At 64.1% G+C, this 25,185-nt stretch carries 25 protein-coding genes, 1 pseudogene and 1 riboswitch; of the genes and pseudogenes, 16 read left to right on the forward strand and 10 right to left on the reverse strand.

The features are described from left to right. Both ACIQ3Q_RS01570 and ACIQ3Q_RS01575 read right to left on the reverse strand, forming a co-directional pair. Positions 1 to 364 (reverse strand): phosphoadenosine phosphosulfate reductase family protein (locus tag ACIQ3Q_RS01570; RefSeq protein ID WP_396267340.1); only part of this gene is annotated, 364 nt, incomplete at its 3' end. Between the two features lie 552 nt (positions 365 to 916). Beyond that, positions 917 to 1,369: pseudogene (locus ACIQ3Q_RS01575) on the reverse strand (winged helix-turn-helix domain-containing protein); the annotation flags it as partial. 36 nt (positions 1,370 to 1,405) lie between these two features. Between ACIQ3Q_RS01575 and cysQ the strand changes: the two are divergent. The 3 genes from cysQ (at position 1,406) to ACIQ3Q_RS01590 (ending at position 5,727) form a co-directional block, all read left to right on the forward strand. After that, positions 1,406 to 2,182 carry a 3'(2'),5'-bisphosphate nucleotidase CysQ gene (gene cysQ / locus ACIQ3Q_RS01580; protein ID WP_396267205.1) on the forward strand — a complete coding sequence of 259 codons (777 nt, stop codon included), beginning with the start codon at positions 1,406 to 1,408 and terminating at the stop codon, positions 2,180 to 2,182. Between the two features lie 25 nt (positions 2,183 to 2,207). Further along, positions 2,208 to 4,289 (forward strand): capsular polysaccharide biosynthesis protein, encoded by a 2,082-nt coding sequence (locus tag ACIQ3Q_RS01585; RefSeq protein ID WP_396267206.1) that lies wholly within the window; start codon positions 2,208 to 2,210, stop codon positions 4,287 to 4,289. A 172-nt stretch (positions 4,290 to 4,461) separates the two neighbouring features. Next, entirely contained in the window at positions 4,462 to 5,727 is a 1,266-nt protein-coding gene (locus tag ACIQ3Q_RS01590; protein WP_396267207.1) for a capsule biosynthesis protein, read from the forward strand. Here ACIQ3Q_RS01590 and metH read toward each other — a convergent pair. Beyond that, complete coding sequence (gene metH, locus ACIQ3Q_RS01595; protein ID WP_396267208.1) at positions 5,634 to 8,378, reverse strand: methionine synthase; 2,745 nt, start codon at positions 8,376 to 8,378, stop codon at positions 5,634 to 5,636. The genes ACIQ3Q_RS01590 and metH overlap by 94 nt on opposite strands. 64 nt (positions 8,379 to 8,442) lie before the next feature. Beyond that, a riboswitch (S-adenosyl-L-homocysteine riboswitch) is annotated at positions 8,443 to 8,531 on the reverse strand. A 50-nt stretch (positions 8,532 to 8,581) separates the two neighbouring features. On the opposite strand from metH, the gene ACIQ3Q_RS01600 reads away from it, so the two are divergent. Further along, positions 8,582 to 9,286 (forward strand): Crp/Fnr family transcriptional regulator, encoded by a 705-nt coding sequence (locus ACIQ3Q_RS01600; protein ID WP_396267209.1) that lies wholly within the window; start codon positions 8,582 to 8,584, stop codon positions 9,284 to 9,286. A gap of 30 nt (positions 9,287 to 9,316) precedes the next feature. Here the strand turns inward: ACIQ3Q_RS01600 and ACIQ3Q_RS01605 are convergent, their stop codons facing one another. From ACIQ3Q_RS01605 to alr, 3 genes are all read right to left on the reverse strand, one after another. Continuing rightward, positions 9,317 to 10,369 (reverse strand): homocysteine S-methyltransferase family protein, encoded by a 1,053-nt coding sequence (locus ACIQ3Q_RS01605; protein ID WP_396267210.1) that lies wholly within the window; start codon positions 10,367 to 10,369, stop codon positions 9,317 to 9,319. Positions 10,370 to 10,414: 45 nt separating this feature from the next. Continuing rightward, positions 10,415 to 10,669 carry a GlsB/YeaQ/YmgE family stress response membrane protein gene (locus ACIQ3Q_RS01610; RefSeq protein WP_396267211.1) on the reverse strand — a complete coding sequence of 85 codons (255 nt, stop codon included), beginning with the start codon at positions 10,667 to 10,669 and terminating at the stop codon, positions 10,415 to 10,417. A 1,756-nt stretch (positions 10,670 to 12,425) separates the two neighbouring features. After that, entirely contained in the window at positions 12,426 to 13,544 is a 1,119-nt protein-coding gene (gene alr / locus ACIQ3Q_RS01615; protein WP_396267212.1) for an alanine racemase, read from the reverse strand. A gap of 180 nt (positions 13,545 to 13,724) precedes the next feature. On the opposite strand from alr, the gene ACIQ3Q_RS01620 reads away from it, so the two are divergent. The 6 genes from ACIQ3Q_RS01620 to ACIQ3Q_RS01645 all read left to right on the forward strand — a co-directional run bounded on the left by ACIQ3Q_RS01620 (position 13,725) and on the right by ACIQ3Q_RS01645 (position 16,942). Further along, positions 13,725 to 14,342, forward strand: a complete 618-nt coding sequence (locus ACIQ3Q_RS01620; RefSeq protein WP_396267213.1) for a DedA family protein — start codon at positions 13,725 to 13,727, stop codon at positions 14,340 to 14,342. Between the two features lie 28 nt (positions 14,343 to 14,370). Then, positions 14,371 to 15,237, forward strand: a complete 867-nt coding sequence (locus ACIQ3Q_RS01625) for a DMT family transporter (protein WP_396267214.1) — start codon at positions 14,371 to 14,373, stop codon at positions 15,235 to 15,237. Between the two features lie 124 nt (positions 15,238 to 15,361). Continuing rightward, positions 15,362 to 15,847 (forward strand): glutathione peroxidase, encoded by a 486-nt coding sequence (locus tag ACIQ3Q_RS01630; protein ID WP_396267215.1) that lies wholly within the window; start codon positions 15,362 to 15,364, stop codon positions 15,845 to 15,847. Positions 15,848 to 15,904: 57 nt separating this feature from the next. After that, a complete protein-coding gene (locus ACIQ3Q_RS01635) occupies positions 15,905 to 16,345 on the forward strand; it encodes an acyl-CoA thioesterase (protein WP_396267216.1) in 441 nt (146 codons plus the stop codon). Positions 16,346 to 16,447: 102 nt separating this feature from the next. Beyond that, entirely contained in the window at positions 16,448 to 16,723 is a 276-nt protein-coding gene (locus tag ACIQ3Q_RS01640; RefSeq protein ID WP_396267217.1) for a BrnT family toxin, read from the forward strand. A gap of 9 nt (positions 16,724 to 16,732) precedes the next feature. After that, entirely contained in the window at positions 16,733 to 16,942 is a 210-nt protein-coding gene (locus tag ACIQ3Q_RS01645; protein ID WP_396267218.1) for a BrnA antitoxin family protein, read from the forward strand. A 55-nt stretch (positions 16,943 to 16,997) separates the two neighbouring features. Here the strand turns inward: ACIQ3Q_RS01645 and ACIQ3Q_RS01650 are convergent, their stop codons facing one another. After that, complete coding sequence (locus ACIQ3Q_RS01650) at positions 16,998 to 17,375, reverse strand: VOC family protein (protein WP_396267219.1); 378 nt, start codon at positions 17,373 to 17,375, stop codon at positions 16,998 to 17,000. Between the two features lie 55 nt (positions 17,376 to 17,430). Here ACIQ3Q_RS01650 and ACIQ3Q_RS01655 point away from each other — a divergent pair, with 55 nt between their 5' ends. Then, on the forward strand, positions 17,431 to 18,111 hold the full coding sequence (locus ACIQ3Q_RS01655) for a hypothetical protein (protein WP_396267220.1): 681 nt from the start codon (positions 17,431 to 17,433) through the stop codon (positions 18,109 to 18,111). Here the strand turns inward: ACIQ3Q_RS01655 and ACIQ3Q_RS01660 are convergent. Then, positions 18,094 to 18,282, reverse strand: coding sequence for a helix-turn-helix domain-containing protein (locus tag ACIQ3Q_RS01660; protein WP_396267221.1), 189 nt, complete (start codon positions 18,280 to 18,282; stop codon positions 18,094 to 18,096). The genes ACIQ3Q_RS01655 and ACIQ3Q_RS01660 overlap by 18 nt on opposite strands. Positions 18,283 to 18,546: 264 nt before the next feature. On the opposite strand from ACIQ3Q_RS01660, the gene ACIQ3Q_RS01665 reads away from it, so the two are divergent. The 3 genes from ACIQ3Q_RS01665 to ACIQ3Q_RS01675 all read left to right on the forward strand — a co-directional run bounded on the left by ACIQ3Q_RS01665 (position 18,547) and on the right by ACIQ3Q_RS01675 (position 20,892). Next, entirely contained in the window at positions 18,547 to 18,951 is a 405-nt protein-coding gene (locus ACIQ3Q_RS01665) for a hypothetical protein (protein WP_396267222.1), read from the forward strand. Positions 18,952 to 19,041: 90 nt separating this feature from the next. Beyond that, positions 19,042 to 20,463: an FAD-binding oxidoreductase gene (locus ACIQ3Q_RS01670; RefSeq protein WP_396267223.1), complete on the forward strand. Its 1,422-nt coding sequence runs from the start codon at positions 19,042 to 19,044 to the stop codon at positions 20,461 to 20,463. A gap of 99 nt (positions 20,464 to 20,562) precedes the next feature. Then, complete coding sequence (locus ACIQ3Q_RS01675; RefSeq protein ID WP_396267225.1) at positions 20,563 to 20,892, forward strand: hypothetical protein; 330 nt, start codon at positions 20,563 to 20,565, stop codon at positions 20,890 to 20,892. A gap of 72 nt (positions 20,893 to 20,964) precedes the next feature. Here ACIQ3Q_RS01675 and ACIQ3Q_RS01680 read toward each other — a convergent pair whose 3' ends face one another. After that, positions 20,965 to 21,684 (reverse strand): Crp/Fnr family transcriptional regulator, encoded by a 720-nt coding sequence (locus ACIQ3Q_RS01680; protein ID WP_396267226.1) that lies wholly within the window; start codon positions 21,682 to 21,684, stop codon positions 20,965 to 20,967. A gap of 26 nt (positions 21,685 to 21,710) precedes the next feature. Here ACIQ3Q_RS01680 and ACIQ3Q_RS01685 point away from each other — a divergent pair, with 26 nt between their 5' ends. Both ACIQ3Q_RS01685 and ACIQ3Q_RS01690 read left to right on the forward strand, forming a co-directional pair. After that, positions 21,711 to 22,865 carry a DUF2332 family protein gene (locus ACIQ3Q_RS01685; RefSeq protein WP_396267227.1) on the forward strand — a complete coding sequence of 385 codons (1,155 nt, stop codon included), beginning with the start codon at positions 21,711 to 21,713 and terminating at the stop codon, positions 22,863 to 22,865. Between the two features lie 49 nt (positions 22,866 to 22,914). Further along, positions 22,915 to 24,108: an aromatic amino acid transaminase gene (locus ACIQ3Q_RS01690; protein ID WP_396267228.1), complete on the forward strand. Its 1,194-nt coding sequence runs from the start codon at positions 22,915 to 22,917 to the stop codon at positions 24,106 to 24,108. A 37-nt stretch (positions 24,109 to 24,145) separates the two neighbouring features. Here ACIQ3Q_RS01690 and ACIQ3Q_RS01695 read toward each other — a convergent pair whose 3' ends face one another. Further along, positions 24,146 to 25,072: a carbohydrate kinase gene (locus ACIQ3Q_RS01695; RefSeq protein ID WP_396267229.1), complete on the reverse strand. Its 927-nt coding sequence runs from the start codon at positions 25,070 to 25,072 to the stop codon at positions 24,146 to 24,148. Positions 25,073 to 25,185 lie beyond the last annotated feature (113 nt).

A 25,185-nucleotide genomic window follows, 5' to 3' on the forward strand; every position in this document is an offset into this window, starting at 1 on the left:
TGTCAAGCGCTTGCTTCAAGCCTTGGGTCTTCCACATATCAGTGTGGATTTGCGAGCCGTGGGTAAAGGGGTTGATGCCCAGTTCTTTGGCTTCGGGGTTCTGGTGGACCAGCAACTCCATCCCCAACTCTTTGGCCATGCGCGCACGCATTTCGTACATCGCCCGGAACTTCCAGGTGGTGTCCACGTGCAGCAGCGGGAAGGGCGGCGGCGATGGGAAAAAGGCCTTCTTGGCCAGGTGCAGCATCACGGCCGAATCTTTGCCGATGGAATACAGCATCACCGGGTTTTCGGCCTCGGCAACAACCTCGCGCATGATGTGGATGCTCTCGGCTTCCAGTCGCTGCAAATGGGTCAAGCTCATGGGATGGTCCCTTTCTTCGGGCGGATGAACAGGCTGGGGGGTGAAAAACGAAGAGAAACGTTGCGGCGCGGCCTGGGCCGTCGCCCTCACCGGGTGCGGGGCAGGCGGCAAGGCCGCAGGGGCCTTGCTGCTGGAGCTGGGCTGCGCCTCGGGCACGGCGCGGGCCTGGGGCTGTACGGGGCAAGCTTCAACCTGCAGTTGCGCTTGGGCAGACATCCAGGCCGTCAGTTCAGGCGCACGACGGAGGTCGGGGCCGGCCAAGAACACGTGCCAGGTGCCGGCACGCAGCGCCGGCAGGCGCGCCAAAAAGTCTTGATATGCGATGGTGCGGGCCATCTGCCGCACGGGCAGCCAGCGCAGCGTGCCGCGCGGGCACACCGCCACCAACAAGCCAGCGGGCGCGGCAAGCTGCGGGTGAGCCAAAGCCCCCATCCACAGCAGGCGCTCGGCGGTCTTGGGGCGCGTGGCTGCGCCCTGGGCAGGCAGCCAAACCTCTTGCCACCAGCGCTGGGCGGCCGGGTCTTGCTGCACGGTCTCGCGCAGGGGCTGAACACTCAGGCCCCAGCGCGCCAACAAGCGCGACACCGCACGCGCCTCCAGCGCCACCTGCCAGCGCTGCAGGCTCAGCGCTTGCACAGCCGCCGCATCCCACAAACCGGCGGGCAGGCCCACGGCTTCGGGGGGGCCTTGCAAGACAGCCTCGCGCAATGTGGCCTCTGCCTCGGGCGGCAGCACACGGCCTTCGCCTTTGGGGCGGCCCCGGGCCGCCACCTCAATGGCCGACCAACCACCATCGGCAAAGGCTTTGTAGGCCTTGATGATGGTGGGCACCGACAAGCCGGTTTCGGCCTGGATACGCGTCAGACTCAGCCCGTCCACGCGCAACTGCACCGCCCGCTTGCGGCGGGCATTGAGTGCGTTGACATCGAGCGCGGAAGTATCTGCGTTCACCAAGAGAAACCCGGTCAGTAAATGTTTTAGGGGTTTGATTCTGACATGGGCCATGCACAATGCCCCATCCCTTGTTTGAAAGCCCACACGATGAGCACCCCTGCCACCCTCGACTTGCCCGGCCTGTTGGAGCGCCTGACACCTCTGATCCGAGACGCGGGTCAGGTCATCATGGACATCTATGCCACCGACTTTGATGTGACGCGCAAGGGCGATGACTCCCCCGTCACCGTGGCAGACCAAAAGGCAGAAGCCGTCATCCTGGCCGGGCTGGACAAGCTCGCCCCAGGCATCCCCGTGGTGGCCGAAGAGGCTGTGGCAGCAGGGCATATCCCAGAAGTGAGCGACTGCTTCTTCCTGGTGGACCCCCTGGATGGCACCAAGGAGTTCATCAGCCGCAATGGTGAGTTCACAGTCAATATCGCACTGATCCAACATGGTCGCCCGGTGCTGGGCTTGGTCTATGCACCCGCCATTGGCCGCCTGTTTGGCGGCGCCGCAGGCCAAGGCGCTTGGCTGGAAGATGCCCAGGGCCGTCGCTCCATTGCCTGCCGTAGCGTGCCCGCAGAGGGCCTGACCGTGGTGGCCAGCCGCTCGCATGGCGACGAAACCGCCCTCGACGCCTTCTTGAATGGCCGCACCGTGGCCTCGCGCACCAATGCGGGCTCGTCGCTCAAGCTGTGCTTGGTGGCGGCCGGTGAAGCCGACCTCTACCCCCGCTTGGGCCGCACCATGGAATGGGACATTGCCGCAGGCGATGCGGTCTTGCGCGCTGCAGGCGGCAAGGTCTGCACCCTGGACGGCGCCTTGCTGGGCTATGGCAAAGCAGGCTGGGACAACCCGCACTTCGCCGCCTCGGGGCTCTGATACCGTGAGCGGGTGCTAGCCCCGCTTGTTTGACGCCTTGATGCCTGAGTTGGATGCCGCAGACCCGCTGCACGGCCTGAGCGCCGTGCTGGCGCACGGGCGCCTGTTGGCGAGCAATGAAACCTTGGCGGACTTGCTGGCCCCGGTACGCATCATCCCCGCACGCGTTCGCTTTGTGGGCGACGCCCAGGCCGTGCTGGCTTGGGGCCGCAAGCCCAGCGCCGAGCGCGCCGAGGCCTGGGCGCTGGAGCAAGGCCTGCCCATCTTGCGCCTGGAAGACGGCTTTTTGCGCTCAATGGCGCTGGGGCCTGACAGCCCGGCGCTGTCCATGGTGGTGGACGATGAAGGCATTTATTACGATGCCAGCAATCCTTCGCGCCTGGAGACCTTGGTCCGCCAGCCACTGACGGATGAACAAACCGCCCGCGGCCAAGCCCTCATCAGTGCCTGGCGCGAAGCGCGCGCCTCCAAGTACAACCACGCTCGCGAGCACCCTGAATGGGCCCGCGAGGGCGATGTGCTGGTGGTGGACCAAACCTTTGGCGATGCCTCCATCGCCTACGGCCAAGCCAGCACCGCCAGCTTTATGCGCATGCTGCAGGCCGCCCTGGACGAACACCCTCAGGCGCGGATTTTGTTGAAGGTACACCCCGATGTGCTGGCGGGTCGCAAGCGCGGTCACTTCAGCCACGTCACTGAAACCCTGAGTCCGGCCGCCCGCCAGCGCCTGCAATGGCTGGCCGCCGACGCCCACCCTCCCGGCGTGCTGGAGCGGGTCGCCGCCGTCTACACCGTCACCTCGCAAATGGGCTTTGAAGCCCTGCTGTGGGGCAAACCGGTGCGCTGCTTCGGCATGCCGTTTTATGCCGGCTGGGGCCTGACGCAGGACGAGCTTTCTGCGCCCCCCCGCCGTCAAAACAGCACGCTGGCCGCGCTGACCCATGCCGCACTGGCGCGCTACCCGCGCTATATCAGCCCAGAAACGGGCCAAGCTTGTGCCGTGGAAGACCTGCTGAGTTGGGTCGGCCTGCAGCGTCGTTGCCGCGAGCGCTTTGCGCCCAGTGTGGTGGCCGTGGGGTTTTCGGCCTGGAAAAGGCCCATCGTCGAAGACTTCTTCGCAGGCAGCGAGGTGCGTTTCCAAGGCCCGCGCAAGCCCATTGCCCCCGGCAGCACCCTGGTGGTGTGGGGCCAGCGCGAGTTGCCCCCCACGGCCCAGGACTTGAGCCCCCCGGTACAGGTCGTTCGGCTGGAAGACGGATTTCTGCGCTCGGTGGGCCTGGGTGCCGACCTGGTGCGGCCGCTGTCTTGGGTGATGGACCGCAGCGGCTTGTATTACAACGCCAGCCAGCCGTCTGACCTGGAGCACCTGCTGCTGCACACCGACTTCAGCCCCGCCCTGAAAGCCCGGGCCGCGCAACTGCGAGAGCGCATCTTGGCACTGGGGGTGACCAAATACAACGTCGGCCAAACGCCGTGGCGCCGCCCCGAAACCCAGCGACCGGTGGTACTGGTGGTGGGGCAGGTGGAAGATGACGCGGCCTTGCGCTGGGGCGCGCCCGGCATCAACACCAATTTGGGCCTGCTCAAAGCCGTGCGTGCCGAGCGCCCAGACGCCCACCTGATCTACAAGCCCCACCCCGACGTGGTGGCCCAACTGCGTGAGCCCGGCGCCAAAGAAGCCCGTGCCGTCCACTTCTGCGACGAGATCATCACCGATACCCCTATGGATAAGCTGCTGCGGCAGGTGGATCAGGTGCATGTGCTCACATCGCTGGCCGGATTTGAAGCCCTGCTGCGCGGCACACCCGTGGTGGTATGGGGTTGCCCCTTTTACGCGGGCTGGGGCTTGACGGACGACCGCCAGCCCCTGACGCGCCCCCGTCGCCCCCTGGACTTGGACAGCCTGACGGCCGCCACCTTGGTGCTCTATCCCAGCTATGTCAGCCGCCACAGCGGCTACTTCTGCACACCCGAGCGGGCTGTTGAGGAACTGCAACACTGGCGCGACACCGAAGGCCCCACCGCCACCACACTGCCACGGCAGGCTTGGCGCATGGCTTTGCGCTGGGGCAAGCGCCTGAGAGCAGGCACCAACACCTCCAATTGAGACCTCAGCGGACACCTAAGTTGGGGGTCTGTTTCTTGGGGCATTGCCGCTAGACTGGCGCAAAGCACAGGGGGATCGTTGGCCTGGGCGCAGTTTGTCCAAGTCGGCTCAGGCCGCACAGGAGCCACTGCGCTCGGTGGCGGCCTTCCTGTGATCTCCACAGATCACACACATGACACCCCGGTCTTTGCACCTCCTTTTGGGCCATCAGCGCACTTTGCTGCTGCAAGGCCCGATGGGGCCGTTTTTTGAACGGCTGGCGGGGTTCCTGCGCGCCCAGGGGCAAGCGGTGTGGAAGGTCAATTTCAACGGCGGTGACGACAAGTTCTTTACCGACCCAGGCGTCATCCGCTTTCAGGCCCCCATGGCAGCGTGGCCGCATCGCATCCGCGAGTTGCTGGCCGACTTGAATATTGATGCCCTGGTGCTGTTCGGTCAGTCACGGCATCTTCATGCCCAAGCCATGGCCGCCGCCGAAGAGGCGGGCGTCGCTGTCTATGTGTTTGAAGAGGGCTATATCCGCCCCGACTACGTGACGCTGGAGCGTGGTGGCGTGAACGCTGAGTCTGCGCTCCCCATCGACGCCGAGTTTTATCGGCAACTGGAGATCGAACCCACCCCCACGGTGCAGCCCACTGGCCAGAGCTTTGCGGCCATGGCCCACTGCGCCTTTCACTACGGCTTGGCCGCGCATCGTGCCAAGTCGCAGTACCCGCACTACGCCCACCATCGCAGCTTGGCGCCCATTCCCGAGTTTCTTCGCTGGCTGCGGGGGGATTGGCGCAAATGGAAGTACCGCTGGCTGGATCGCGGCGATTGGGCCGCGCTGACCGCTGCCGAGCGGCACAAACGCTTTTTCTTGGTGCCGCTGCAAGTGCAGAACGACAGCCAGATCCTGCACCACTCGCGCTATGACTCCATGCTGCCGTTCATTGACGATGTGCTGGAGTCTTTTGCGGCGCGCGCAGACCAAGGGGATTGGCTGGTCTTCAAGCACCACCCGATGGACCGCCCCTACAACGACTTCACCCGGCAGATTGCCTCTGCGGCGGCCAAGTTTGAGCTGAGCGATCGGGTGCGTTATGTGCACGATCTGCACCTGCCGACCATTCTCAAGGCCGCCAAGGGCGTGGTCACCGTCAACAGCACCACGGCGCTTCAGTCGCTGTTTCACGGCACCCCGGTGGTCACCTTGGGCGATGCCTTCTACAACGTCCCCGGCATGGTCCAGGTGGGCGACCTCGACCGTTTCTGGACCCACGCTGGCGAGGTCGATGCCGACCTCTTCCAGCGCTACCGGGCCTACGTGATCCGCGAGACCCAGCTCAATGCCAGCTTTTATGCTCAGGCGCCCGGCTTGTCGTCCAGCACGGTGATCAAGCGGCGCGACGCCTCTGCCGCATCGACCCCCAGCGAGGCCGCCCAGGCTTCGGCCTGATCGCCGCCAATCCGGCCCACATTGAAGTAAGCCGCCTGCGGGTGGGCCAGGTAGAAGCCGCTGACGCTGGCCGCTGGGGTCATGGCCAAGCTTTCGGTCAGGCCCATGCCAATCTCCTCGCAGGCCAACACGCTGAACATCTCCGCCTTAACGCCGTGGTCCGGGCAGGCTGGGTAGCCCGGCGCCGGCCGAATGCCTTGGTATTGCTCGGCAATGAGCTGCTCGTTCGTGAGTTGCTCATCCGCCGCATAGCCCCACAGCTCGGTGCGCACGCGCTGGTGCAGGCGCTCGGCAAAGGCTTCAGCCAAGCGGTCGGCCAAGGCCTTGAGCATGATGGCCGAGTAGTCGTCATGCGCGGCTTCAAACGCCGCAGCGCGCGCCTCAGCGCCCATACCGGCCGTCACGGCAAACAGGCCAATGTAGTCGGGGTGGCTACCCTTGGGGGCGATGAAGTCAGCGAGCGAGCGATTGGGCCGCTTCACGCCGTCCACCACCGGCCGCTCGGTCTGCATGCGCAGCGGCGCCCAGCGCAGCAGCACCTGCTGGCGGGTCTCGTCGGCATAGACCTCGATCACATCGTCGCCCACCGTGTTGGCCGGGTAGAAGCCCATCACGCCATGGGCCTGCAGCCAGCGGCCGTCGATGATCTTCTTGAGCAAGGCTTGGCCATCGGCCAGCACCTTGCAGGCCGCATCGCCCACCACCGCGTCTTGCAGAACAGCCGGGTAGGGTCCCGCCAAATCCCAAGTCTGGAAGAAAGGACCCCAGTCGATGCAGGCGGCCAGCTGGGCCAGGTCGTACTGCTTGAACACCCGGCGGCCCAGAAAGCGCGGCTTGACGGGCGCAACGGCCCAGTCCATCTGCGCCTTGTTAGCCCGCGCTTGGGACAGGGTCACCAAGGGCGTGGCTTTGCGGTTGGCATGCAGTTGGCGAACCCGCTCATAATCTGCGTTGAGTTCGGTGACGTATTCGCTTGAGCGCTCGGGAGAGAGTAAGTCCGAGCACACGCCCACCGCACGCGATGCGTCCGGCACATAGACCACCGGCGCGCTGTAATGCGGCGAGATCTTGACGGCCGTGTGCACGCGGCTGGTGGTGGCGCCGCCGATCAGCAGCGGCATGCCACGTTCGCGGAAGTAGGGGTCGCGCTCCATCTCGGCGGCCACATGCTGCATCTCTTCGAGGCTGGGGGTGATGAGCCCGGAGAGGCCGATGATGTCGGCGCCCTCCTCCTTGGCCTTGGCCAAAATGGCCTGGGCCGGGACCATCACGCCCATGTTTACCACGTCAAAGTTATTGCACTGCAAGACCACCGAGACGATGTTCTTGCCGATGTCATGCACATCGCCCTTGACGGTGGCAATGACGATCTTGCCTTTGGCCTTGGCTTCTCCGCCCGCGTCAATCAGCGCTGCCTTTTCAGCCTCGATGTAGGGCAGCAAATGGGCCACAGCCTGCTTCATCACGCGGGCACTCTTGACCACCTGGGGCAAGAACATCTTGCCCGCCCCAAACAAGTCGCCCACCACATTCATGCCGGCCATCAGCGGGCCTTCGATCACATGCAAGGGGCGGCCGCCCTCGGCTTGGATCTGCTGCCAGACCTCTTCGGTGTCCACCTCAATGAACTCGGTGATGCCATGCACCAGGGCGTGCGAGAGCCGTTCTTTGACCGGGGCGGCGCGCCAGGCCAGGCGGGCGGTGTCGTCCTTGGCCACGCCCTTCACATGCTCGGCCACTTCCAGCAAGCGCTCGGTGGCGTCGGCACGGCGGTTCAGCACCACGTCTTCGACCCGCTCGCGCAAGTCGGCGTTCAGCTCGTCATACACGCCCACCATGCCGGCGTTGACGATGCCCATGTCCATGCCCGCCTGAATGGCGTGGTAGAGGAACACCGTGTGGATGGCCTCGCGCACCGGCTCGTTGCCGCGGAAGCTGAAGCTGACGTTAGACACGCCGCCCGAGACCTTGGCGCCGGGCAGGTGCTGTTTGATCCAGCGCGTGGCCTCGATGAAGTCCACCGCGTAGTTGTTGTGCTCTTCAATGCCGGTGGCGATGGCGAAGATGTTCGGGTCGAAGATGATGTCTTCGGCCGGGAAGCCGACCTGGTCCACCAGCACGCGGTAGGCGCGCTCGCAGATCTCGGTTTTGCGCGCAAAGGTGTCGGCCTGGCCTTGTTCGTCAAAGGCCATCACCACGGCGGCGGCGCCGTAGCGGCGCACCAAGGTGGCCTGGCGGATGAACTCCGCCTCGCCCTCTTTGAGTGAAATGCTGTTGACGATGCCCTTGCCTTGGATGCACTTCAGGCCCGCCTCGATGACGCTCCACTTGGAGGAGTCGATCATCACCGGCACGCGGGCGATGTCGGGCTCAGAGGCGATCAGGTTCAGGAAGCGCACCATGGCCGCCTGGCTGTCCAGCATGGCCTCGTCCATGTTGACGTCGATGACCTGGGCGCCGTTTTCGACCTGCTGGCGGGCCACCGAGAGCGCGTCTTCAAAGCGCCCCTCCAGGATCATGCGGGCAAAGACTTTAGAGCCCGTGACATTGGTGCGCTCGCCGATGTTCAGGAACAAGGAGTTCTGGTCGAGGACGACAGGCTCCAGGCCAGAAAGGCGCATGGGAGAGGGAGCGGCAGAGAAATTGGGCATGGCAAATCGGCGGGAAAGCTCAAAATGCCCCAGGAAGCTGCGGCTGCACAAGACGCACCTCACCCGGGGGTGAGCGTGGTTATCGTCCGCATGACCGGATGGCCCAAGCCTGACAGTGACGCATTCCGCACTGCTGCAACGCTCCTTGGAGCCCCTAATTTTACCTAAGCCGCAAAGCCTGCTGAAGGGGTTATCGTTCGGCCATGGATTCCACCGCCTCTGAGCACGGCGTACTCTCGCCCCGCTCCATCCTCGAAGAACCGACCTTGGCCGCCAAGGCCGAGGCCCTGCTGCGCACGCCCACCGCGCTCTCAGAGCTGACTGCGGCTGAGGCCCGTTGCGTGGTCAGCTATATGCGCCTGGTGTCTTATGACGACGGCGCGCTCTTGTTTCGCGAAGGCGATCAAGAGCAAACCGGCTACATGCTGCTGATCTTGCATGGCGATGTGACGGTGGAGTCCACTGTCATCAGCCGCACCGAACCCATCGTGATGTCGGTGCTCGGCCCCGGCAACCTGATTGGCGAGATGGGCCTGCTGGATGGCGCGCCGCGCGCCGCTTCCTGTGTGGCGAGTTCGCCCGTCACGGGTGCGGCGCTGTCGCGTCGGTCTTTGCGCCGCCTGATGGACGACTCACCGGAAACCGCGACCAAACTCCTGATTGCCGTCTCCCAGCGCCTGGCCGAGCGCCTGCGGGAGAGCGGCCGCCAGCAGCGCGTTTATTGCCAGTTGGTACGCGCCATGCAGGACGAGATCGACGCCCTGGAGCGCAAGCTGCTGCATGTCATCCACGGCTCGGCCGCAAGGGGGCAAGCCCAGTCCTTGGCCACGCAACAGCCGCGCCAAGCCCCGGACGAAGACTCGGCCATGACCCGACCCATGGTCGGGGACGATTTCGGGCCTTTTTGACGCCCCCAACAGGGGGGCGCCCACGCTCACTCAGGCCGCCAGGGCGCTGAACAGCGGGTCGTGGCGGCTGCGCGGCCGGTAGGTCTTGACACTGGCCGCGATGGCGGCAATGTGCTCGGGGGTGGTGCCACAGCAGCCGCCCACAATGTTCAAGAAGCCCGACTTGGCAAACTCGCCCATGAGGCGGCCGGTCACATCAGGCGTCTCGTCAAAGCCGGTGTCGCTCATGGGGTTGGGCAGGCCGGCATTGGGGTAGCAGCTGATGAAAGTGTCCCCAGCGACACGGCTCAGCTCTTCAATATAGGGCCGCATCACTGTGGCGCCCAGGGCGCAGTTCAGGCCCACAGCCAGCGGCCGGGCATGGCGCACGGAGTGCCAGAACGCGGCCACGGTTTGGCCCGAGAGAATGCGACCTGAGGCGTCGGTGACGGTGCCGGAGATGATGACCGGCAGGCGCTCGCCCGTTTCTTCCATCAGCTCATCCAACGCAAAGATCGCGGCCTTGGCATTGAGCGTGTCAAAAATGGTTTCGACCAAGAAGACATCCACGCCGCCGTCCAACAAGGCCTGAGCTTGCTCTTTGTAGGCGTCCTTCAATTGGTCAAAGCTGACATTGCGTGCGCCCGGGTCGTTGACCTCAGGGCTGATGCTGGCGGTGCGCGGCGTGGGGCCTAAGGCACCCGCGACATAGCGGGGCTTGTCGGGCGTGCTGTAGGCATCGGCTGCGGCGCGGGCAATGCGGGCAGCGGCCAAGTTCATCTCGCGCGCCAGCGGGGCCAGGTCGTAATCCTCCTGGGCAATCGATGTCGCCCCGAAGGTGTTGGTCTCAATCAGGTCGGCTCCGGCCGCCAAGTACTGTTCGTGAATCTCGCGAATCACGTCCGGGCGGGTCAAGACCAGCAGATCGTTATTGCCCTTCAGGTCCTTGCCATGCCCCGCCAGCGCCGCGTTGCGGAAGTCCGCCTCGCCCAGCTTGTAGCGCTGGATCATGGTGCCCATGGCACCATCAATGATGGCGATGCGAGACGCGAGGATGGCGGGCAGATCCGCCGCGCGGGTATAGGGCAGGGTCGAGGTGTTCATGACGAGATTGTAGAAAACTCGTCAAGCCCCCAGCGGCCAGGCTCCTTAACTCTGGCCGCGCATCAAACGGCCCACGATGAACAGCAGCGCCAGCGCCCCCAGCACCGAGGCGATCCAGCCTGCCGCCTGGCCTGGGCCGTACCAGCCCATGGCTTGCCCAGCCGTGCTGGCCAAAAAAGAACCCGCCACGCCCAACACGCAGGTGAGGATCCAACCGATCTTCTGATCCCCCGGCATCAGCAGCCGAGCCACCGCCCCGACGATCAAGCCCACGAACAATGTGGCCAATGCGCTACCCATACGACACCCTCTTGTGATGAAACAACCCATGCACGGTACCCCCAATGGTGAACAAGCGCACAAGCTTCTGTCGCCAACTGTGTGGCCTTCGTCAGCGTCGTCGGCCACAACAGACGGGCGCAGTGAAATGCGTCACCAAATCCACCCGCGACGCCGGAATGTCCCGGCCGAGTGGAGCCTCCTGCGGTAATCGAGTGTCCCCCTAGCTGCAACCTTTACCTGGTGACTGCGCCTCCCACATACTGGCTAGCATGCCTGTTCAGCGGCACGCTCTAAATTAAAGGACTCGCTCGTGATCACTCTCTCCTTGATCGTCCGGCGTCGGCTCGCTATCTTGCTGCTGGCCTGCTTGGGGACATCCCCCTTCGCGCAAGCAGAGACCGTGTGCCCTCCCAAATGGGGTGACATTGAAGTTTTGCACCCTGAGCCAGGCTATGTCGAAAGCGTGGGCGTTGGCATTGATCGCGCCGGCAACATTCTTGCTGCCTACTCCATGCTGCGTGACGCTGGCGAGCGCTTAGTGGTGTACGCACAAAGGCGCCCTGCCGGGGGCCAGTGGCAGCAGCCTGAGGTCTTGTTCGAGCACAGCAGGCGTTTGGACCCGACTATATTTTCGACTGATCTCAAACTGTCAGTCGGCCCACGTGGACATGCGTTGCTGGTCTTGCTCCGGGAAAACCGCAGCACTTGGGCACCACCTCGCGCGATAGCGTTCGACCCAGCATCTGGCTGGGGTGCCTGGACAAATCTGGGCACATCGCAGGTGAGTGGCCTTGATGTCACCACAGCCGTCAATGAGCACGGTGTGGGCATTGTGATCTTGCAAACCCTTGCCGGTGACCGATCTGCCGTCCACTACCACCCTCAGGGTGGCTGGGGGCAAGCACACAACTTTCCACAATCGAGCGCAGAGTTCGCTGCCTCTTTGGACCTGAACGACTCCGGTCAAGCTGTACTGACATGGTCTGGGATATCGTCAAAGACCCGGGTGGTGGCCTCAATGTTCAACCCACTGTCGGGCTGGACGACCCCAACGCCCCTGGCGTCAACCGGATGGACAGATTACCGCCGCGGACCGCAAGCCGCCATCGACGCTGCTGGCAATGCCTTCGTGACTTGGTCACACAAGGAGCCCACAGTCGCGCCCAAAGTCGTAGTGGCCCGTTTTGACCCGCTGGCGGGCTGGCTGCCTGCTGTGGAGCTAAGTCGTAGTCAGGCCGGCTTTGAGGCCACGGAGCCGACCGTAGATGCCGCGAATGGGCGTGCGGTCGTCGTCTGGAACGCATTTCGTGGGAGAGTCCACAATCCCGCCACCCGGCCGTCACGATTCAGCTCCTTCGATGGCGCCATGGGCTGGAGCCCCGAGGCACCTGTCACGAAGGGCCCATTACCGCTGCGCGACCCAGGCTATCCATTTGTCCGCCTATCGCCAGAAGGCGTAGTGATGCTGGCTCGCGTTGGCACATATCCGACCGCCCCGTACCAGCCAGTCACCGAGACATCTACTCAATCATTGGACGGGCCGCGAAGCAAGGCCGTCGTTGAGTGGCATGAGGACATGGGACTTCGGGGCTTAGCGACGAACGGACGCTCGCATCAGGTGCTGGTAGACGCAAAGAGTCAGGGCACCCCTACTCAGTACGATCAGTACGTTCCGCGCGCTCGCGTCGCCACCATGACATGCTCGGTACCAGTCCGCAGCCAGCACTGAAGCCATGGTATGTAAGGTGGCCGGTTACGCCTGCCAAAGCCGAACTCATCGCAGGCTGCGCTCGGCCTGTACCGGCACCCGCTGCGCGAGCGCACACATCAACTCGTAGCCAATCGTGCCGCCGGCGCGGGCGACTTCATCAATGGCCAGGGTCTGGCCTTGGGGGCCTTGGCCCCACAGCGTCACCTCGCTGCCCAGACCGGCGGCAGGCAGGTGGGTGATGTCCACGGTGAGCATGTCCATGGACACCCGGCCCACGGTGCGGGTGCGTTGGCCATCCACCAGCACCGGCGTGCCGGTGGGGCAGTGGCGCGGGTAGCCGTCGGCATAGCCGCAGGCCACCACGCCAATGCGCAGCGGCGCCTCGGCCACAAAGCTGGAGCCATAGCCCACGCTGTCGCCGGGTTGCACCTGCTGCACAGCGATGAGGCGCGAACGCAGGGTCATGGCGGGCTTCAAATCCCAGTGCGCGGCGTCGTGTTCGGGGTAATCCGGCACGCCGCCATAGCTCATGATCCCGGCGCGGACCCAGTCGGCCCGCACACCGGCATCCGCACAGTGGCGCAGCGTGGCGGCACTGTTGGCCAGGCTGCGTTCGCCCGGCAGGTCGTGGGTGGCCTCGTGAAACGCTGCCACCTGGTGCGCAATGCCGCTGCGGCCAAAGCGGTCGGCATCGGCATCCGAGAAGTGGGTCATCAAGGAGATCTCGTCCACCTGGGGCAGCACGTTCAGCCGCGCCCAAGCCACTCTGAAGGCCTGAGGCGCGAAGCCCAGGCGGTTCATGCCGGTGTTCATCTTCAAGAACACGCGGTGCGGCACATGGGTTTTGTGGGCCGCCAGCCAGTCGATCTGCTCGGTGCAATGCACGGCGTGCCACAGGCCAAGGCGCGAGCACAACTCCAGGTCGCGCGGCTCAAACACGCCTTCCAGCAGCAGGATGGGGCCGCGCCAGTCCAGGTCGCGCAGGCGCTGGGCTTCGGCCAAGTCCAGCAGGGCAAAGCCGTCGGCACCGCGCAGGCCCTCAAAGGCTCTTTCGATGCCGTGCCCGTAAGCATTGGCCTTGACCACGGCCCAGACTTTGGCGTCGGGCGCCAGCGCGCGGGCGCGGCCGAGGTTGTGGGCCAAGGCGTCGGGATGGATCAGGGCTTCTATAGGGCGAGGCATGGGGGCGAAGGCGTTCAAGACAGGGAATCAGGCCAGTTTGCCAGAGGCCCTGCCGAACAATTCACTAAGCCTGGCGCAAGATCGCTTTGGCCGATGCTGCTATAAAGGCGGGCCGCGATGGATCGTGGCACCCCAATGCCAACCGACGCGGCCCCCAGCAGGCCCTGTACACAGAGATTCATGGAAGTATTCAACGTCCTGCTCCCGATCTTCACCGAGTACGGCTACTTGGCAGTGTTCACCATGCTGCTGGTGTGCGGCTTTGGCGTCCCGGTGCCTGAAGATGTGACCCTAGTGACGGGCGGTGTGATTGCCGGCCTGGGCTATGCCGATGTGCACACCATGTTTGCCGTGGGCATGGCCGGGGTCATGATCGGCGATGGCTTGGTGTTCTTGGTGGGCCGCTACCAGGGCGAGCGCGTGATGCGCTGGGGCTGGGTGCGCCGCCTCATCACCCCCGAGCGTTTTGAAGCCGCCCAAGGCGCCTTTGAAAAGTATGGCCGCTGGGTCATGTTCGTGGCCCGCTTCCTGCCGGGGCTGCGCACCCCCGTGTTCTTTACCGCAGGCATGACGCGCCGCGTCAGCTTTGGGACCTGGTTCTTGATGGACGGCGTGGCCGCCCTCATCAGCGTGCCCATCTGGGTCTATCTGGGCTACTTTGGCGCCCGCAATTTCGACTGGATGTTCGCGATCCTGCATCGTTTCCAGTACGGCATTTTTGCGCTGCTGGGCATTGGGGCCGTTGTGCTGGGCGTGATGTGGTGGCGCAAGCGCCGCGCCGCCCGCAGCCAAGCCTAAGCCGCTGCCTGCCCTGGTCTGATTGCTTGTGAGCAGCCCTGCGCGCCTGCCCCTGCCCGCCGTGGGCGCCCTTTTGGTGAATGCCATGGTCTGGGGCCTGGCCTGGTGGCCCATGCGGCAGTTGGAAGCCGCCGGCCTGCACCCGCTGATGGCCACCGCCGCCATCTTCACCCTGGCCGTGGGCGTGCTGACGCTGTGGCGCCCCACCGCTTGGCGTGAGGTGCTGACCCACCCCTCTCTGTGGGTGATCTTGCTGGCCGCGGGCACCACCAATGCGTCGTTCAACTGGGGCGTGACCCAGGGCGACGTGGTGCGCGTGGTGCTGTTGTTTTACCTGATGCCGCTGTGGGCCGTGCTGCTGGCCCGGCTGCTGCTGCACGAGCGCATCACCCCCATGGCCATGGCCCGCGTGGTACTCGCCCTGGGCGGCGCGCTGATGGTGCTGTGGCCCCGCCAAGGCGGCCTCTCTTTGACCCTGCACCCCACCGACCTGCTGGGTCTGCTGGGCGGCATCAGCTTTGCACTGAACAACATCATGCTGCGCCGTGAATCCGCCCGCAGCGAAGCCGCGCGGGGCTTGGCCATGTTTGCGGGCGGAGCCATCGTCTCGGGCGTGCTGGCACTGGGCCTGCAGCATGCCCACCTGCCGCCGCCCTCGCCCACGTGGGTGGCCTGGGTGCTGGGCTTGGTGGGCGTGATGCTGGCAGGCAACCTGGCGCTGCAATACGGGGCCTCACGTCTGCCCGCGCAAGCCACCTCCATCATCATGCTGACCGAGATTCTCTGGGCCACCGGCTCGGCCCTGGCCCTGGGTGCCGGCCACATGGACGCGCAACTCGCACTGGGCGGCGCGCTGATCATCGCCAGTGCGGCGCTGGCCGCCCTGCGGCCCTGAGGGCGCGCCCCGACGCCCGCCCCTGAGCCCGTCTCGGGTTTAATGGCTGCAGCCCAGCGCGGCACGCGGGGCGGGTCTAGCATGGCAACCCCAAACCAAAGAGGCCCACGAGGCCCCGCCCACCATGCCCACGATCTACGACTTCGACGCTGAATCCATCACCGGCCAGCCGGTGAAGCTGGCCGACTATCAGGGTCAGGTGCTGCTCATCGTCAACACCGCCAGCCAATGCGGCTTCACACCCCAGTTCAAGGGCCTTCAAGCCCTGCACGAACAATACGGCGGCAAAGGCCTGACCGTGCTGGGCTTCCCCAGCAACGAGTTTGGTGGGCAGGACCCTGGCGCCAACGAAGAGATCGCCTCGTTTTGCGAGATGAACTACGGTGTGAGCTTCCCCATGATGGCCAAGATCGAGGTCAACGGCCAAGCCGCCCACCCGCTCTACCAATGGCTCAAGGCCGAGAAGCCCGGGCTGCTGGGCATTGAAGCCATCAAGTGGAACTTCACCAAGTTTTTGATTGGCAAAGACGGCCGCGTGCTGAAACGCTATGCGCCACAGGACGCGCCCGAGAAGATGGCGGCCGACATTGAGGCGGCGCTCAAGGGCTGAGTGACCAGGCGGCCGTGGGCGCCCGCGCACCCGCGCGCCAGCCGCTATGCTGCGCGCATGACATGGGACCACCCTCACCCCTTCACGCTGACTGTGCGCCCCGGCCCTGCCGACATCGACGGCCTGGGCCACACCAACAACGCCGTCTATGTGCAGTGGTGCGAGCGCATTGGCTGGGCCCACTCTGAAGCCCTGGGGCTGAGCCTAACCGACTACCACCGCCTGGACCGCGCCATGGCCATCCAGCGTGGCGAGTACGACTACCTACTGCCCACTTTTGAGGGCGAAGCCCTGACCCTCGCCACCTGGCTCATGCCCGGCGACGGCAAGCTGCGCATGGAGCGCTGCTTTCAACTCCAGCGCAGCAGCGACAGCAGCACGGTGCTGCGCGGCAGCTGGCAGTTGGTGTGCATCGCCATCAGCAACGGCGCCCCCAAACGCATGCCGCCAGAGTTTGTGCAGGCCTATGGGCCGGCGTGCGTCACGGTGGGGTGTTGATCACCACCTCAATCGCGTGGCCTGAAGACCCATCGCGGACGGCATCCGGACGTGATCCGCTCGAGGCTTGCGGTGTACGTACACAGTGCATACACTTAAGCCATGCTTCGATTTGAGTGGGATCCCCAGAAGGCGGCTGCGAATTTGCGCAAGCACGGTGTGCGCTTTGAAGACGCCCAGACCGTTTTCGCCGATGAGAACGCCAAGCTCATCGATGACCCGGACCACTCCGACAACGAAGAACGTTTTGTGCTGCTCGGGCTGAGCAGCAGCCTCAGGCTCCTTGTTGTCTGCCATTGCTACCGATCCGAAGGCCATGTCATCCGCATCATTTCTGCCCGCAAGGCCGAAGGCCGCGAGCGCCAAGCCTATCCATGAAAGTGCCCCATGCGTAAAGAATATGACTTCACCGCAGCCAGAAAAAATCCCTATGCAGCGCAACTCAAGAAGCCGGTGACGATTCGATTGGATCAAGACGCCGTGGCCTACTTCAAGTCGCTCTCAGAAGAGACCGGCATTCCCTATCAAAGCCTGATCAATCTTTATCTGCGGGACTGCGCGGCCACAAAAAAGAAGATCAATCTGGCTTGGGCGTGAGGCTCTTTCTTCGGGGTGCATCCTGCAGTGGATAGGTACCACTTGCCTTCATGCACTAGGACGGGGTGTTGATCACGACTTCGATGGCATGACCGTCGGGGTCGATCAAGAAAGCGGCGAAGTAATGCGCGCCATAGTGCGGCCTTAAGCCCGGCGCACCGTTGTCACGGCCGCCCACTTGCAATGCAGCAGCATGGGCCTGTGCAACCGCCACACGGTTGGGCGCGCTGAAGGCCACATGAAAACCTGCGCCTGGCGCTGAGGCCTTGTCACGCAGCTTCAGGCACAGCTTGTCCTTGCCGTCTTCCCAGCCGTAGCCCACGGCGGTTTCGTCTTCAAACACTCGCCGAAAACCCAGCGGGGCGAGCAAGGCATCGTAGAACGCTGCCGCATGGGCGAGGTTTCGAACACCGAGGGAGAGGTGATGGAGCATAGGAGATGATTCTAGAAAGGCGCGGGTATCTTGCTGATCGCCATGATGGAACAGAATGCTTGCGGCGGCACTGAATATTGACCCGCATGCAGACAAGCGAATGCTCCAACTTCTTTTCATCGATGGCATCGGCGGCCGAAGTATTTTCAGAGCCGCACTGCTGAGGCAAGTCGCCAAACTGGGTGTCGAAGCCCTTTACTTTGGCTATCACCCCTCACGCGAGACGCTCGCCCAGATTCAAGGGCGGCTCGAAGCCCAGCTCCACTCACTCGCAGCCCGGGGCCCTTATGTGCTGGTGGGGTACTCCTTTGGCGGTGTGTTGGCCAGGATGGCAGTCCCCCAAATTGCAAGGGCCGGCCAGCCTTGCCACCTCATTCTGGTGGCCTCGCCCATGCACTCAATGGCGCTGAGTCGCAGGGTGGCGGGTTGGCGCGCATTTCGATGGCTCACGGGCGAGTGCGGCGCGCTGACTGCCTCAGAAACGGACATGGCAACCATCGCGCGCCCCACGGTGGTAACGACCTGCGTTTTTGGCACCCGCCCCCTTTTGGGCATCATCGATCTGGCCGGGTCGCGCCCGAGTGATGGCATGGTGTCGGTCCAAGAAGTAAACCCCAGCCTCTTCAACACCGCCTTGGCGCAGGCGAGCAGCCACCCATTCATCGCGACGAGCAAGGCGACCTTCAGAGTCATTTCAGATTGCATAGCGGCGTGTGATTCAAGGCGCGCTCCTTAAGCGCGTAGCGTCAAACCTCCCCCACCACAGCAAAGCCCGATAGCCCCGCCGCACCTTACCCGCCTGCTCCAGTTGCGCCAACAGCGCACTGACCGGTTGGCGGCTCAGCCCGGCTTGTTCGGCGATCTGGGTCTGGGTGATGGTCCATCGCAGCCAGTTGCCAGTTGCCAAGCACAAACTGTGCGCCTCACCAAACTCCCGCGACAATGAACGGGCTCTCACCCTCGGCGCGCCAGGCCACGCGAACTGAAGTCCCGGGAACCCGACCTTGGGTGCAAGCGTACAGCAGTGAAAGCCATAGCCTCCACCAAGCACAGGCCCTTCAAGACAATGCCCTTGCGTCGCTATAAGTGTCCGGCCTGTGGCGCTGGACTCTCCAGAACCATCTCACATCCTGAGTGGCTGAGCCTCAAGGCAGAGTCGCCGAAGTTTCGGATGCCACTGCTGCCCATACTCATTGCCATTGTGCTGTCGGGGCTGGGCCTGGTCCTCATTCACCCTGCGCTGGCCATGCTGGCGATCATTGCTGCGGTGGCATGGTTGAACTGGCGCTACTACAGCTACCTGCAGTGTGACGGGTGTGAGCGTTTCTACTTTGGAGGTCAGCTCACAGACACTCTCCAAACGACACGGCCCTGGACACGACAAGAGGTCAAGAAGCGCGCCGTCCTCGTCTCGAAGATCGGAGGTATCGTAGGTCTCCTCTTCATCGTGTTCTACGCCATCGAGCAGCGCACCCACTCCAATTGCTCTGTAGAGTGCGAGGGCACAGGCGCTACACCAGTCGTGCGGGAGTTCAAGTGCCATTGCACGCCTGCGTCACCGCCACCTGATCGATGAGCTGCTCGAAGTGACGGCTGCGCTCCTCAGCGCTGAAATGTTTCTGTGGAGGCCCGCTGCACCAGACAGCGCATCACCGAAGTAAGGCCCATGACACATCCAAACTCCAACCGCAGAGATTTTCTGGAAGCACTTGCAATCACAGGGCTGGCGACCACCAGCCTGAATGCCACTGCGCAGAATACCCATCGCGTCCTGATCAACGATGTCACGGGCCTCAATCCAGTCGCCGTCGCGCGTGAACTGAAGCCCGTAGCAACTGATGAACTGCAGAAGGCCGTTAAGGCATGGCCGGGGGCGCTGTCGATTGGCGGCGGTCGCTATTCAATGGGTGGCCAGATCGCCGCCCCCGACTCTCTACACATCGACATGCGCGGCTTGAGTGGCGTCGTCGCCTACAACCCAGCAAGCCGCACGATTAGAGTTCGGGCAGGTACGACATGGCGCAGCATCCAAGACCATATCGACCCGCACGAGCAATCCGTGAAGATCATGCAGAGCTACTCCAACTTCACCGTGGGCGGCTCGGTCTCAGTAAACTGCCATGGACGGTATGTGGGGCGCGGGGCTTTAGTGAACTCGGTGCGGGCGCTGCAATTGGTTCTGCCTAATGGCGAGGTCGTCGAAGCATCGCGGCAGCAGAACGCAGAGATCTTCCGCGCTGCGGTAGGGGGCTACGGTGGTCTGGGCATCATCACGGAAGTCGAATTGGACCTGGAGGACAACGCTCGAATTGAGCGCGTGGTGAAGGCGATATCGCTGGAATACTACCCCACCTGGTTTCGACAAGAGGTACTCGGCAACAGTGCCGTCGTCTTGCACAACGCGGATCTGTCACCGCCAAACTTCAATGCCCCGACAGCCATCAGTTGGCTTCGCACCGACAAGCCCGTCACCGACCCGCGTCGTTTGGTTCCGCGAGGCCTGCGCTATGCCAAAGAGCAGAACGTCATCTGGGCGGTGTCTGAACTGCCGGGTGGCGGCACTCTCCGCAGCGCGGTCGAGTCTTCCCTGCTGGACAAACCTGCCGTGGTCTGGCGCAATTTTGAAGCCAGCTTGGACACCGCCTCACTAGAGCCCAGAAGCCGAGCCATCTCAACCTATGTGCTGCAAGAGTATTTCGTTCCCGTCGCGAATTTTCATGCCTTCGTTAGGCAGATGTCGGACATCCTCAGACGCCAAGAAACCGGCGCACTGAACGTCTCGATTCGGCACGCGCCAGCCGACAAAACCAGCTTGCTGACCTGGGCACCGACCGAAGTCTTCTGCTTCGTTCTGTATTACAAACAGCGCGTGACGGACTCTGCCAGCCAGGCGACTGAAGCATGGACGCGTGAACTGGTGGAAGCCACGCTGCGTCATGGGGGCCGCTACTATCTGCCGTATCGCCTGCACGCCACCAAGGATCAATTCACCCGCGCATATCCTGAAGCCGCTCAGTTTGTCGCACTCAAGAAGAAGCTAGACCCCGGCAACAGGCTCCGCAACATGCTTTGGAATCGCTATTTGTAGGATCTTTCCAACCTCATCTCCATCATGAAAAATCTTCAAACCACAGCGAACACCACGTCATCAATAAGCACGCTCATCAAGTCGCTCTGCCTTCCTGTGTTGTTGGCACTCAGCGCATGCGGCGGTGGCGACGACGAAGGCGCTTGCACCGCTGAGGCTCGGGTCTCTGTGGTGCTCTCCATCGTGGACGACCTGAACGCCCCCGTTGCTGCTGCAGATGTGAGCTACCGCGTCGATGGCGGGGCGGCCCAAACCTTGGTATGCGGTGCAAGCGGGGCCTGCAACATTGCGAATGAAATCAGTGGCGTGTTTGCTGTCTCGGCGTCGAAGAGCGGATACCTACCTGCATCTGGAACGGTCACCGTCAATAGAGATGCGTGTCATGTCATTACCCAAAAGCTCACACTGACGCTCAAGCGCGCGTCCTGATCGAGGGTGACGGCGGAGATTTCGGGCAGCCTGCGCTAGCCAGGCTGACGCCATGCGGGCAGCTCTTGCGTCTCACGGCCACCACCGCAAGGCCCCATAGCCCCGCCGCACCTTGCCAGCCCGCTCCAATTGAGCCAGCACCGCACTGACGGTTTGGCGGCTCAGCCCCGCTTGCTCGGCGATCTGCGTCTGAGTGATGGCCAATCGCAGCGCGCCATCTGGTGCCTTCGCCGCATCCCCTTGCGCATGAACAGCCGCCTGCAGCACCGTGCCCACGCGCTCCAATGCGCTGCGGTGGCGAGCCGCTTGCAAGAGCTGCAAGTTGCCATCAAAGCGCCGGGCGAACTCTGCCATCAGCCAGCGCGCAAAGCCGGGTACTTCGTCCATCAGCCAGACATAAGCCTCGGGTCCAAACACCCAAAGCTGGCTGGACTGCAGGGCTTGGGCTTCGTAGCTGGAAGGGCGGGCCGTGGCAAAGGCCGCCAAGCCGAACAGCTCGCCAGCGGGCAATTGCGCCAGCACAGAGGTTTGGCCGTCCACCCCTTGAAAGCGCGCCGCCAGCAAGCCACTCTGCACGCCATAGAGCGCCGACACCGCGGCCCCTTGCACAAAGGCCAAGCGCCCCGTGGCCACCCGCTTGAGCGGCACCAAGCGCTGCAATTGCTGGCGTTGTGCAGGCGTCCAGCGCACCGGGCAGGCCAAATCAATCAGCCAGTCGGCAGGGTGAAGGAGGGCAGCGGCTGGCACGGTCTCGCGTTGGGGATGAATGTCAAAGACTTGACATTTGAGCATGCGCCTTGGGTTTAGGCTACATCGCCATGAGTGACCACGACATCGCTTCCCTGTTGCGCGACTTTGGCCAACACCATTGCCCTGAAGAGCCGCTATACCAGCGCTTGTGCGAGCGGCTGGCGCAAAGCAGCCAAGCCTGCGGCTGGCTGGCCGCAGCCGAGCCGACCCAGCGCAAGGCCAACCTGCTGCTGGCCGCCATGCATGACCAGGTCTTGGCAGAACCGTCCGCATTGGGCGCATGGTTTGCCAGCGCAGGCGGCACGCGCGCCCCTGATGACGCCGGCTTGGACACAGCCTTGGAAGACTTCCTGCAAGCCCATGCCGCCACCCTCGCCCACTCGGTGCGAACCCGCAGCACCCAAACCAATGAGGTGGGGCGCTGCGCCGTGCTGTGGCTGCTACTGCAAGACTTGACGCGCGCCCGACGGCCCCTGGGCAGCACCGAGCCGGTGCGCATGGCCTTGTTCGACTTCGGCTGCAGCGCCGGCCTGAACCTGGGCCTGCCCTGGATGGGTATGACGCTGCGCTCGCCGCGTTTGCCCGGCCGCCAAACCAGCCACCCAGCGACAGGGCCCGATGCGCCGCAGCTCAGTTGCGAACTCATCGGCCCTTGGCCGCCTCACGCCGACGCACCCACCGCCTTTGAGCTGACCCACCGCGCCGGGGTGGACCCTGCCTTGATCGACCTCCATCAGCCAGAGGCGGTGCGCTGGCTGCGAGCTTGTCTTTGGCCCAGCGACACCGTCCGACGCCAGCGCTTGGATGCCGCCATCGCCCTGGCCCGCGCGCACCCCGCCGCCTTACATCAAGCGCCCGCAGGTCAGGGCTGCTTGCAGGTGCTGGAAGCCTGGCTGGAGCGCCTGCCCAAGGACACCTGGCCCATCATCCTCAACACCTGGGTGCTGTACTACGCCAGCGGCCCTGCGCTGGCCGAGCACCGCAGCACCCTGCAACACCTGCTCCGCCGCCACCGCGCCACCTGGGTCAGCGCCGAAGACCTGCACACCTCCACCACCCTGTTTGGCTCACCACCGACGCTGCCCCCGGTGCACGGTGTAGGCCGAGATCAGGACCATGCCCAAACCTTTTGGGTCACCGCGCAGGCGCCTGAAGGTGAGCTGCAAGCCCGCTATGTGGCGCGCAGCCACCCGCATGGGCAGTGGGTGAGGTGGGACGCCTGATGCCAGGGACCTGATAATGCGGGCTTCCCCAAACACACAGAGACACCCCATGTTTGCCCACATCGAGCCCTATGGCGGCGACCCCATCCTGACCCTGAACGAGAACTTCCAGAAGGACCCGCGCGAGGGCAAGATCAATCTGTCGATTGGCATTTACTTTGACGATGCTGGGCGCATCCCGGTGATGGGCGTGGTGCAAGAGGCCGAGCGGCGCATGGCGGCCAATGTCGGCCCTAAGCCTTATCTGCCGATGGAAGGCTTGGCGGCCTTTCGCAGCGGTGTGCAAAACCTGCTGTTCGGCGCCGAGCATGCGGCCCTGAAGGCAGGCCGCGTGACCACCATTCAAACCGTGGGCTCTTCGGGCGGCTTGAAGGTGGGGGCCGATTTCATTGCCCGTTGGTTCCCCGGCAGCGCCGTTTGGGTGAGTGACCCGACCTGGGACAACCACCGCGCGGTGTTTGAAGGCTCGGGCCTGACGGTCAACACTTATCCGTATTACGACCCGGCCACCGGCGGCCTGCGCTTTGACGCGCTGCTGCAGACCTTGCAAGGCTTGCCCGCCAAGAGTGTGGTGCTCTTGCACGCCTGCTGCCACAACCCGACTGGCGTGGACCTGACTGCTGCCCAATGGGACGCGCTGATCCCGGTGCTGCGCGAGCGCGGCCTGATCGCCTTCTTGGACATTGCCTATCAAGGCTTTGGCGACGGCATGGTGGAAGACGCCTATGCCATCCGCGCGCTGGCCGATGCGGGCTTGTCTTTCTTCGTCGCCAACTCGTTCTCTAAGAGCTTGTCGGTCTATGGCGAGCGCTGTGGCGCGCTGTCGGTGGTGTGCCCCGACAAGGCTCAGGCTGAGTTGGTGCTGGGCCAGCTCAAGTTCACCGTTCGCCGCAACTATTCGAACCCGCCGCTGCATGGCGGCCAACTGGTGGCCACCATCCTGAACGACCCGGCCTTGTTCAAGCAGTGGGGCGAGGAGTTGGATGCGATGCGCGTGCGCATCCGCCAGATGCGCGAGCAGTTGCATGCCATCGTCAGCGCCAAGGTGCCCGGCCGCGATTTCAGCTACTTCCTGACGCAGCGCGGCATGTTCAGCTACACCGGCTTGTCGCCCGCTCAGGTGGACCGCCTGCGCGAGGAGTTCGGCGTCTATCTGGTGCGTTCGGGCCGGATTTGCGTGGCCGGCTTGAACAGCCGCAACGTAGAGCGCACCGCGCAGGCCATGGCTGAAGTGCTGAAGTAAAGACTGAACAGCGCGGCGTGGGCGGCGCAAGGCGCCTTCAAGGCAACTCGGCCCGCCGTGGTAAGTCCGCCCCCCGCCGCCCGCAGGTGATGGCGGCGGCTTGGGCGGCAAAGGCCAGCACGCCCTGCCAGGCTTGCAGAGACAGGGTGCTCAAGCCCTCGGGGCTCAGGGCGCCCAGCTCGGCCAAACGGGTCAGCATGGCGGCTTGGAAGGTGTCGCCTGCACCCACCGTGTCGATGACGGTGGTGCGCACCGGGGCCACTTCAAAAGCACCGGCTGCCGTCCAAGCCAAGGCGCCTTCGCCACCGCGCGTCACCACCACGGCGCGCACGCCTGCGGCCCGCCAGCGGGCGGCCAAGTCGGCAAAGGGCATGCCGGGGTAAAGCAGGCCCAAGTCTTCGTCGCTCACCTTCAGCAGGTGGGTGCGGGCGGCCATCCAGTCCAGCGTCTCGCGCCAGCGCTCCAGCGCGGGTTCCACATTCAGGCGCACATTCGGGTCATAGGCAATGACGCGACGCTGATGCTCGCGCTCCACCAGCGCGCGCTGCACGCTGGCCACCGGCTCCACCACCATGGCGTAAGAGCCAAAGTGAATGGCTTGCGTAGCGGCCGGCAGGGTGTCCAGCGCGCTCATGGGCAACAAGCGGTCAGCGCAGCCCGCACCGTAAAAACTGTAAGAGGGCACGCCGCTTGCATCCACGCCAATCAGGCTCAGCGTGGTGGGCGCGTCCAGCCATTGCACGCAGTCCGGGGCAATGCCCTCGGCCTTCAAGGCTGCGCCCAGGCGGTCGCCCAGAAAGCCCCTGGAGACACCACCCAAAAAGGCCACGGGTTGAGCCAGCCGAGACAGGCCCACCGCCACATTGAAGGGCGAGCCACCAATGCGGGCGTCCAGCATCATGCCGGTGGGGGTGTCCCCGGCTGCGAACACATCAAACAAGGCCTCGCCACAGACGACAAACATGGTGCTTCACTTTCGTTGTTCAGGGTGCAGTGCGCAGGCGCAACAAGGCCCAAGCACGTGCGGATGGAAGGCTCGCATCCTGCCCAAGAGCCCTCTGTTGGCCCACTGGGGTT

The organism is Ideonella sp., assembly GCF_044358605.1.
In the GTDB taxonomy this organism is placed as follows: Bacteria; Pseudomonadota; Gammaproteobacteria; order Burkholderiales; family Burkholderiaceae_C; genus Ideonella.

Excerpts from the sequence above, each read along its gene's own strand:
- ACIQ3Q_RS01655 (WP_396267220.1), top strand. The coding sequence starts at position 17,431 with ATGCTTGCGGCGGCACTGAATATTGACCCGCATGCAGACAAGCGAATG.
- ACIQ3Q_RS01665 (WP_396267222.1), top strand. The coding sequence starts at position 18,547 with ATGCCACTGCTGCCCATACTCATTGCCATTGTGCTGTCGGGGCTGGGC.
- ACIQ3Q_RS01600 (WP_396267209.1), top strand. The coding sequence starts at position 8,582 with ATGGATTCCACCGCCTCTGAGCACGGCGTACTCTCGCCCCGCTCCATC.
- ACIQ3Q_RS01650 (WP_396267219.1), bottom strand. The coding sequence starts at position 17,375 with ATGCTCCATCACCTCTCCCTCGGTGTTCGAAACCTCGCCCATGCGGCA.
- ACIQ3Q_RS01670 (WP_396267223.1), top strand. The coding sequence starts at position 19,042 with ATGACACATCCAAACTCCAACCGCAGAGATTTTCTGGAAGCACTTGCA.
- ACIQ3Q_RS01645 (WP_396267218.1), top strand. The coding sequence starts at position 16,733 with ATGCGTAAAGAATATGACTTCACCGCAGCCAGAAAAAATCCCTATGCA.
- ACIQ3Q_RS01690 (WP_396267228.1), top strand. The coding sequence starts at position 22,915 with ATGTTTGCCCACATCGAGCCCTATGGCGGCGACCCCATCCTGACCCTG.
- cysQ (WP_396267205.1), top strand. The coding sequence starts at position 1,406 with ATGAGCACCCCTGCCACCCTCGACTTGCCCGGCCTGTTGGAGCGCCTG.
- ACIQ3Q_RS01695 (WP_396267229.1), bottom strand. The coding sequence starts at position 25,072 with ATGTTTGTCGTCTGTGGCGAGGCCTTGTTTGATGTGTTCGCAGCCGGG.
- ACIQ3Q_RS01605 (WP_396267210.1), bottom strand. The coding sequence starts at position 10,369 with ATGAACACCTCGACCCTGCCCTATACCCGCGCGGCGGATCTGCCCGCC.
- alr (WP_396267212.1), bottom strand. The coding sequence starts at position 13,544 with ATGCCTCGCCCTATAGAAGCCCTGATCCATCCCGACGCCTTGGCCCAC.
- ACIQ3Q_RS01630 (WP_396267215.1), top strand. The coding sequence starts at position 15,362 with ATGCCCACGATCTACGACTTCGACGCTGAATCCATCACCGGCCAGCCG.
- ACIQ3Q_RS01610 (WP_396267211.1), bottom strand. The coding sequence starts at position 10,669 with ATGGGTAGCGCATTGGCCACATTGTTCGTGGGCTTGATCGTCGGGGCG.
- metH (WP_396267208.1), bottom strand. The coding sequence starts at position 8,378 with ATGCCCAATTTCTCTGCCGCTCCCTCTCCCATGCGCCTTTCTGGCCTG.
- ACIQ3Q_RS01635 (WP_396267216.1), top strand. The coding sequence starts at position 15,905 with ATGACATGGGACCACCCTCACCCCTTCACGCTGACTGTGCGCCCCGGC.
- ACIQ3Q_RS01640 (WP_396267217.1), top strand. The coding sequence starts at position 16,448 with ATGCTTCGATTTGAGTGGGATCCCCAGAAGGCGGCTGCGAATTTGCGC.
- ACIQ3Q_RS01685 (WP_396267227.1), top strand. The coding sequence starts at position 21,711 with ATGAGTGACCACGACATCGCTTCCCTGTTGCGCGACTTTGGCCAACAC.
- ACIQ3Q_RS01590 (WP_396267207.1), top strand. The coding sequence starts at position 4,462 with ATGACACCCCGGTCTTTGCACCTCCTTTTGGGCCATCAGCGCACTTTG.
- ACIQ3Q_RS01680 (WP_396267226.1), bottom strand. The coding sequence starts at position 21,684 with ATGCTCAAATGTCAAGTCTTTGACATTCATCCCCAACGCGAGACCGTG.
- ACIQ3Q_RS01620 (WP_396267213.1), top strand. The coding sequence starts at position 13,725 with ATGGAAGTATTCAACGTCCTGCTCCCGATCTTCACCGAGTACGGCTAC.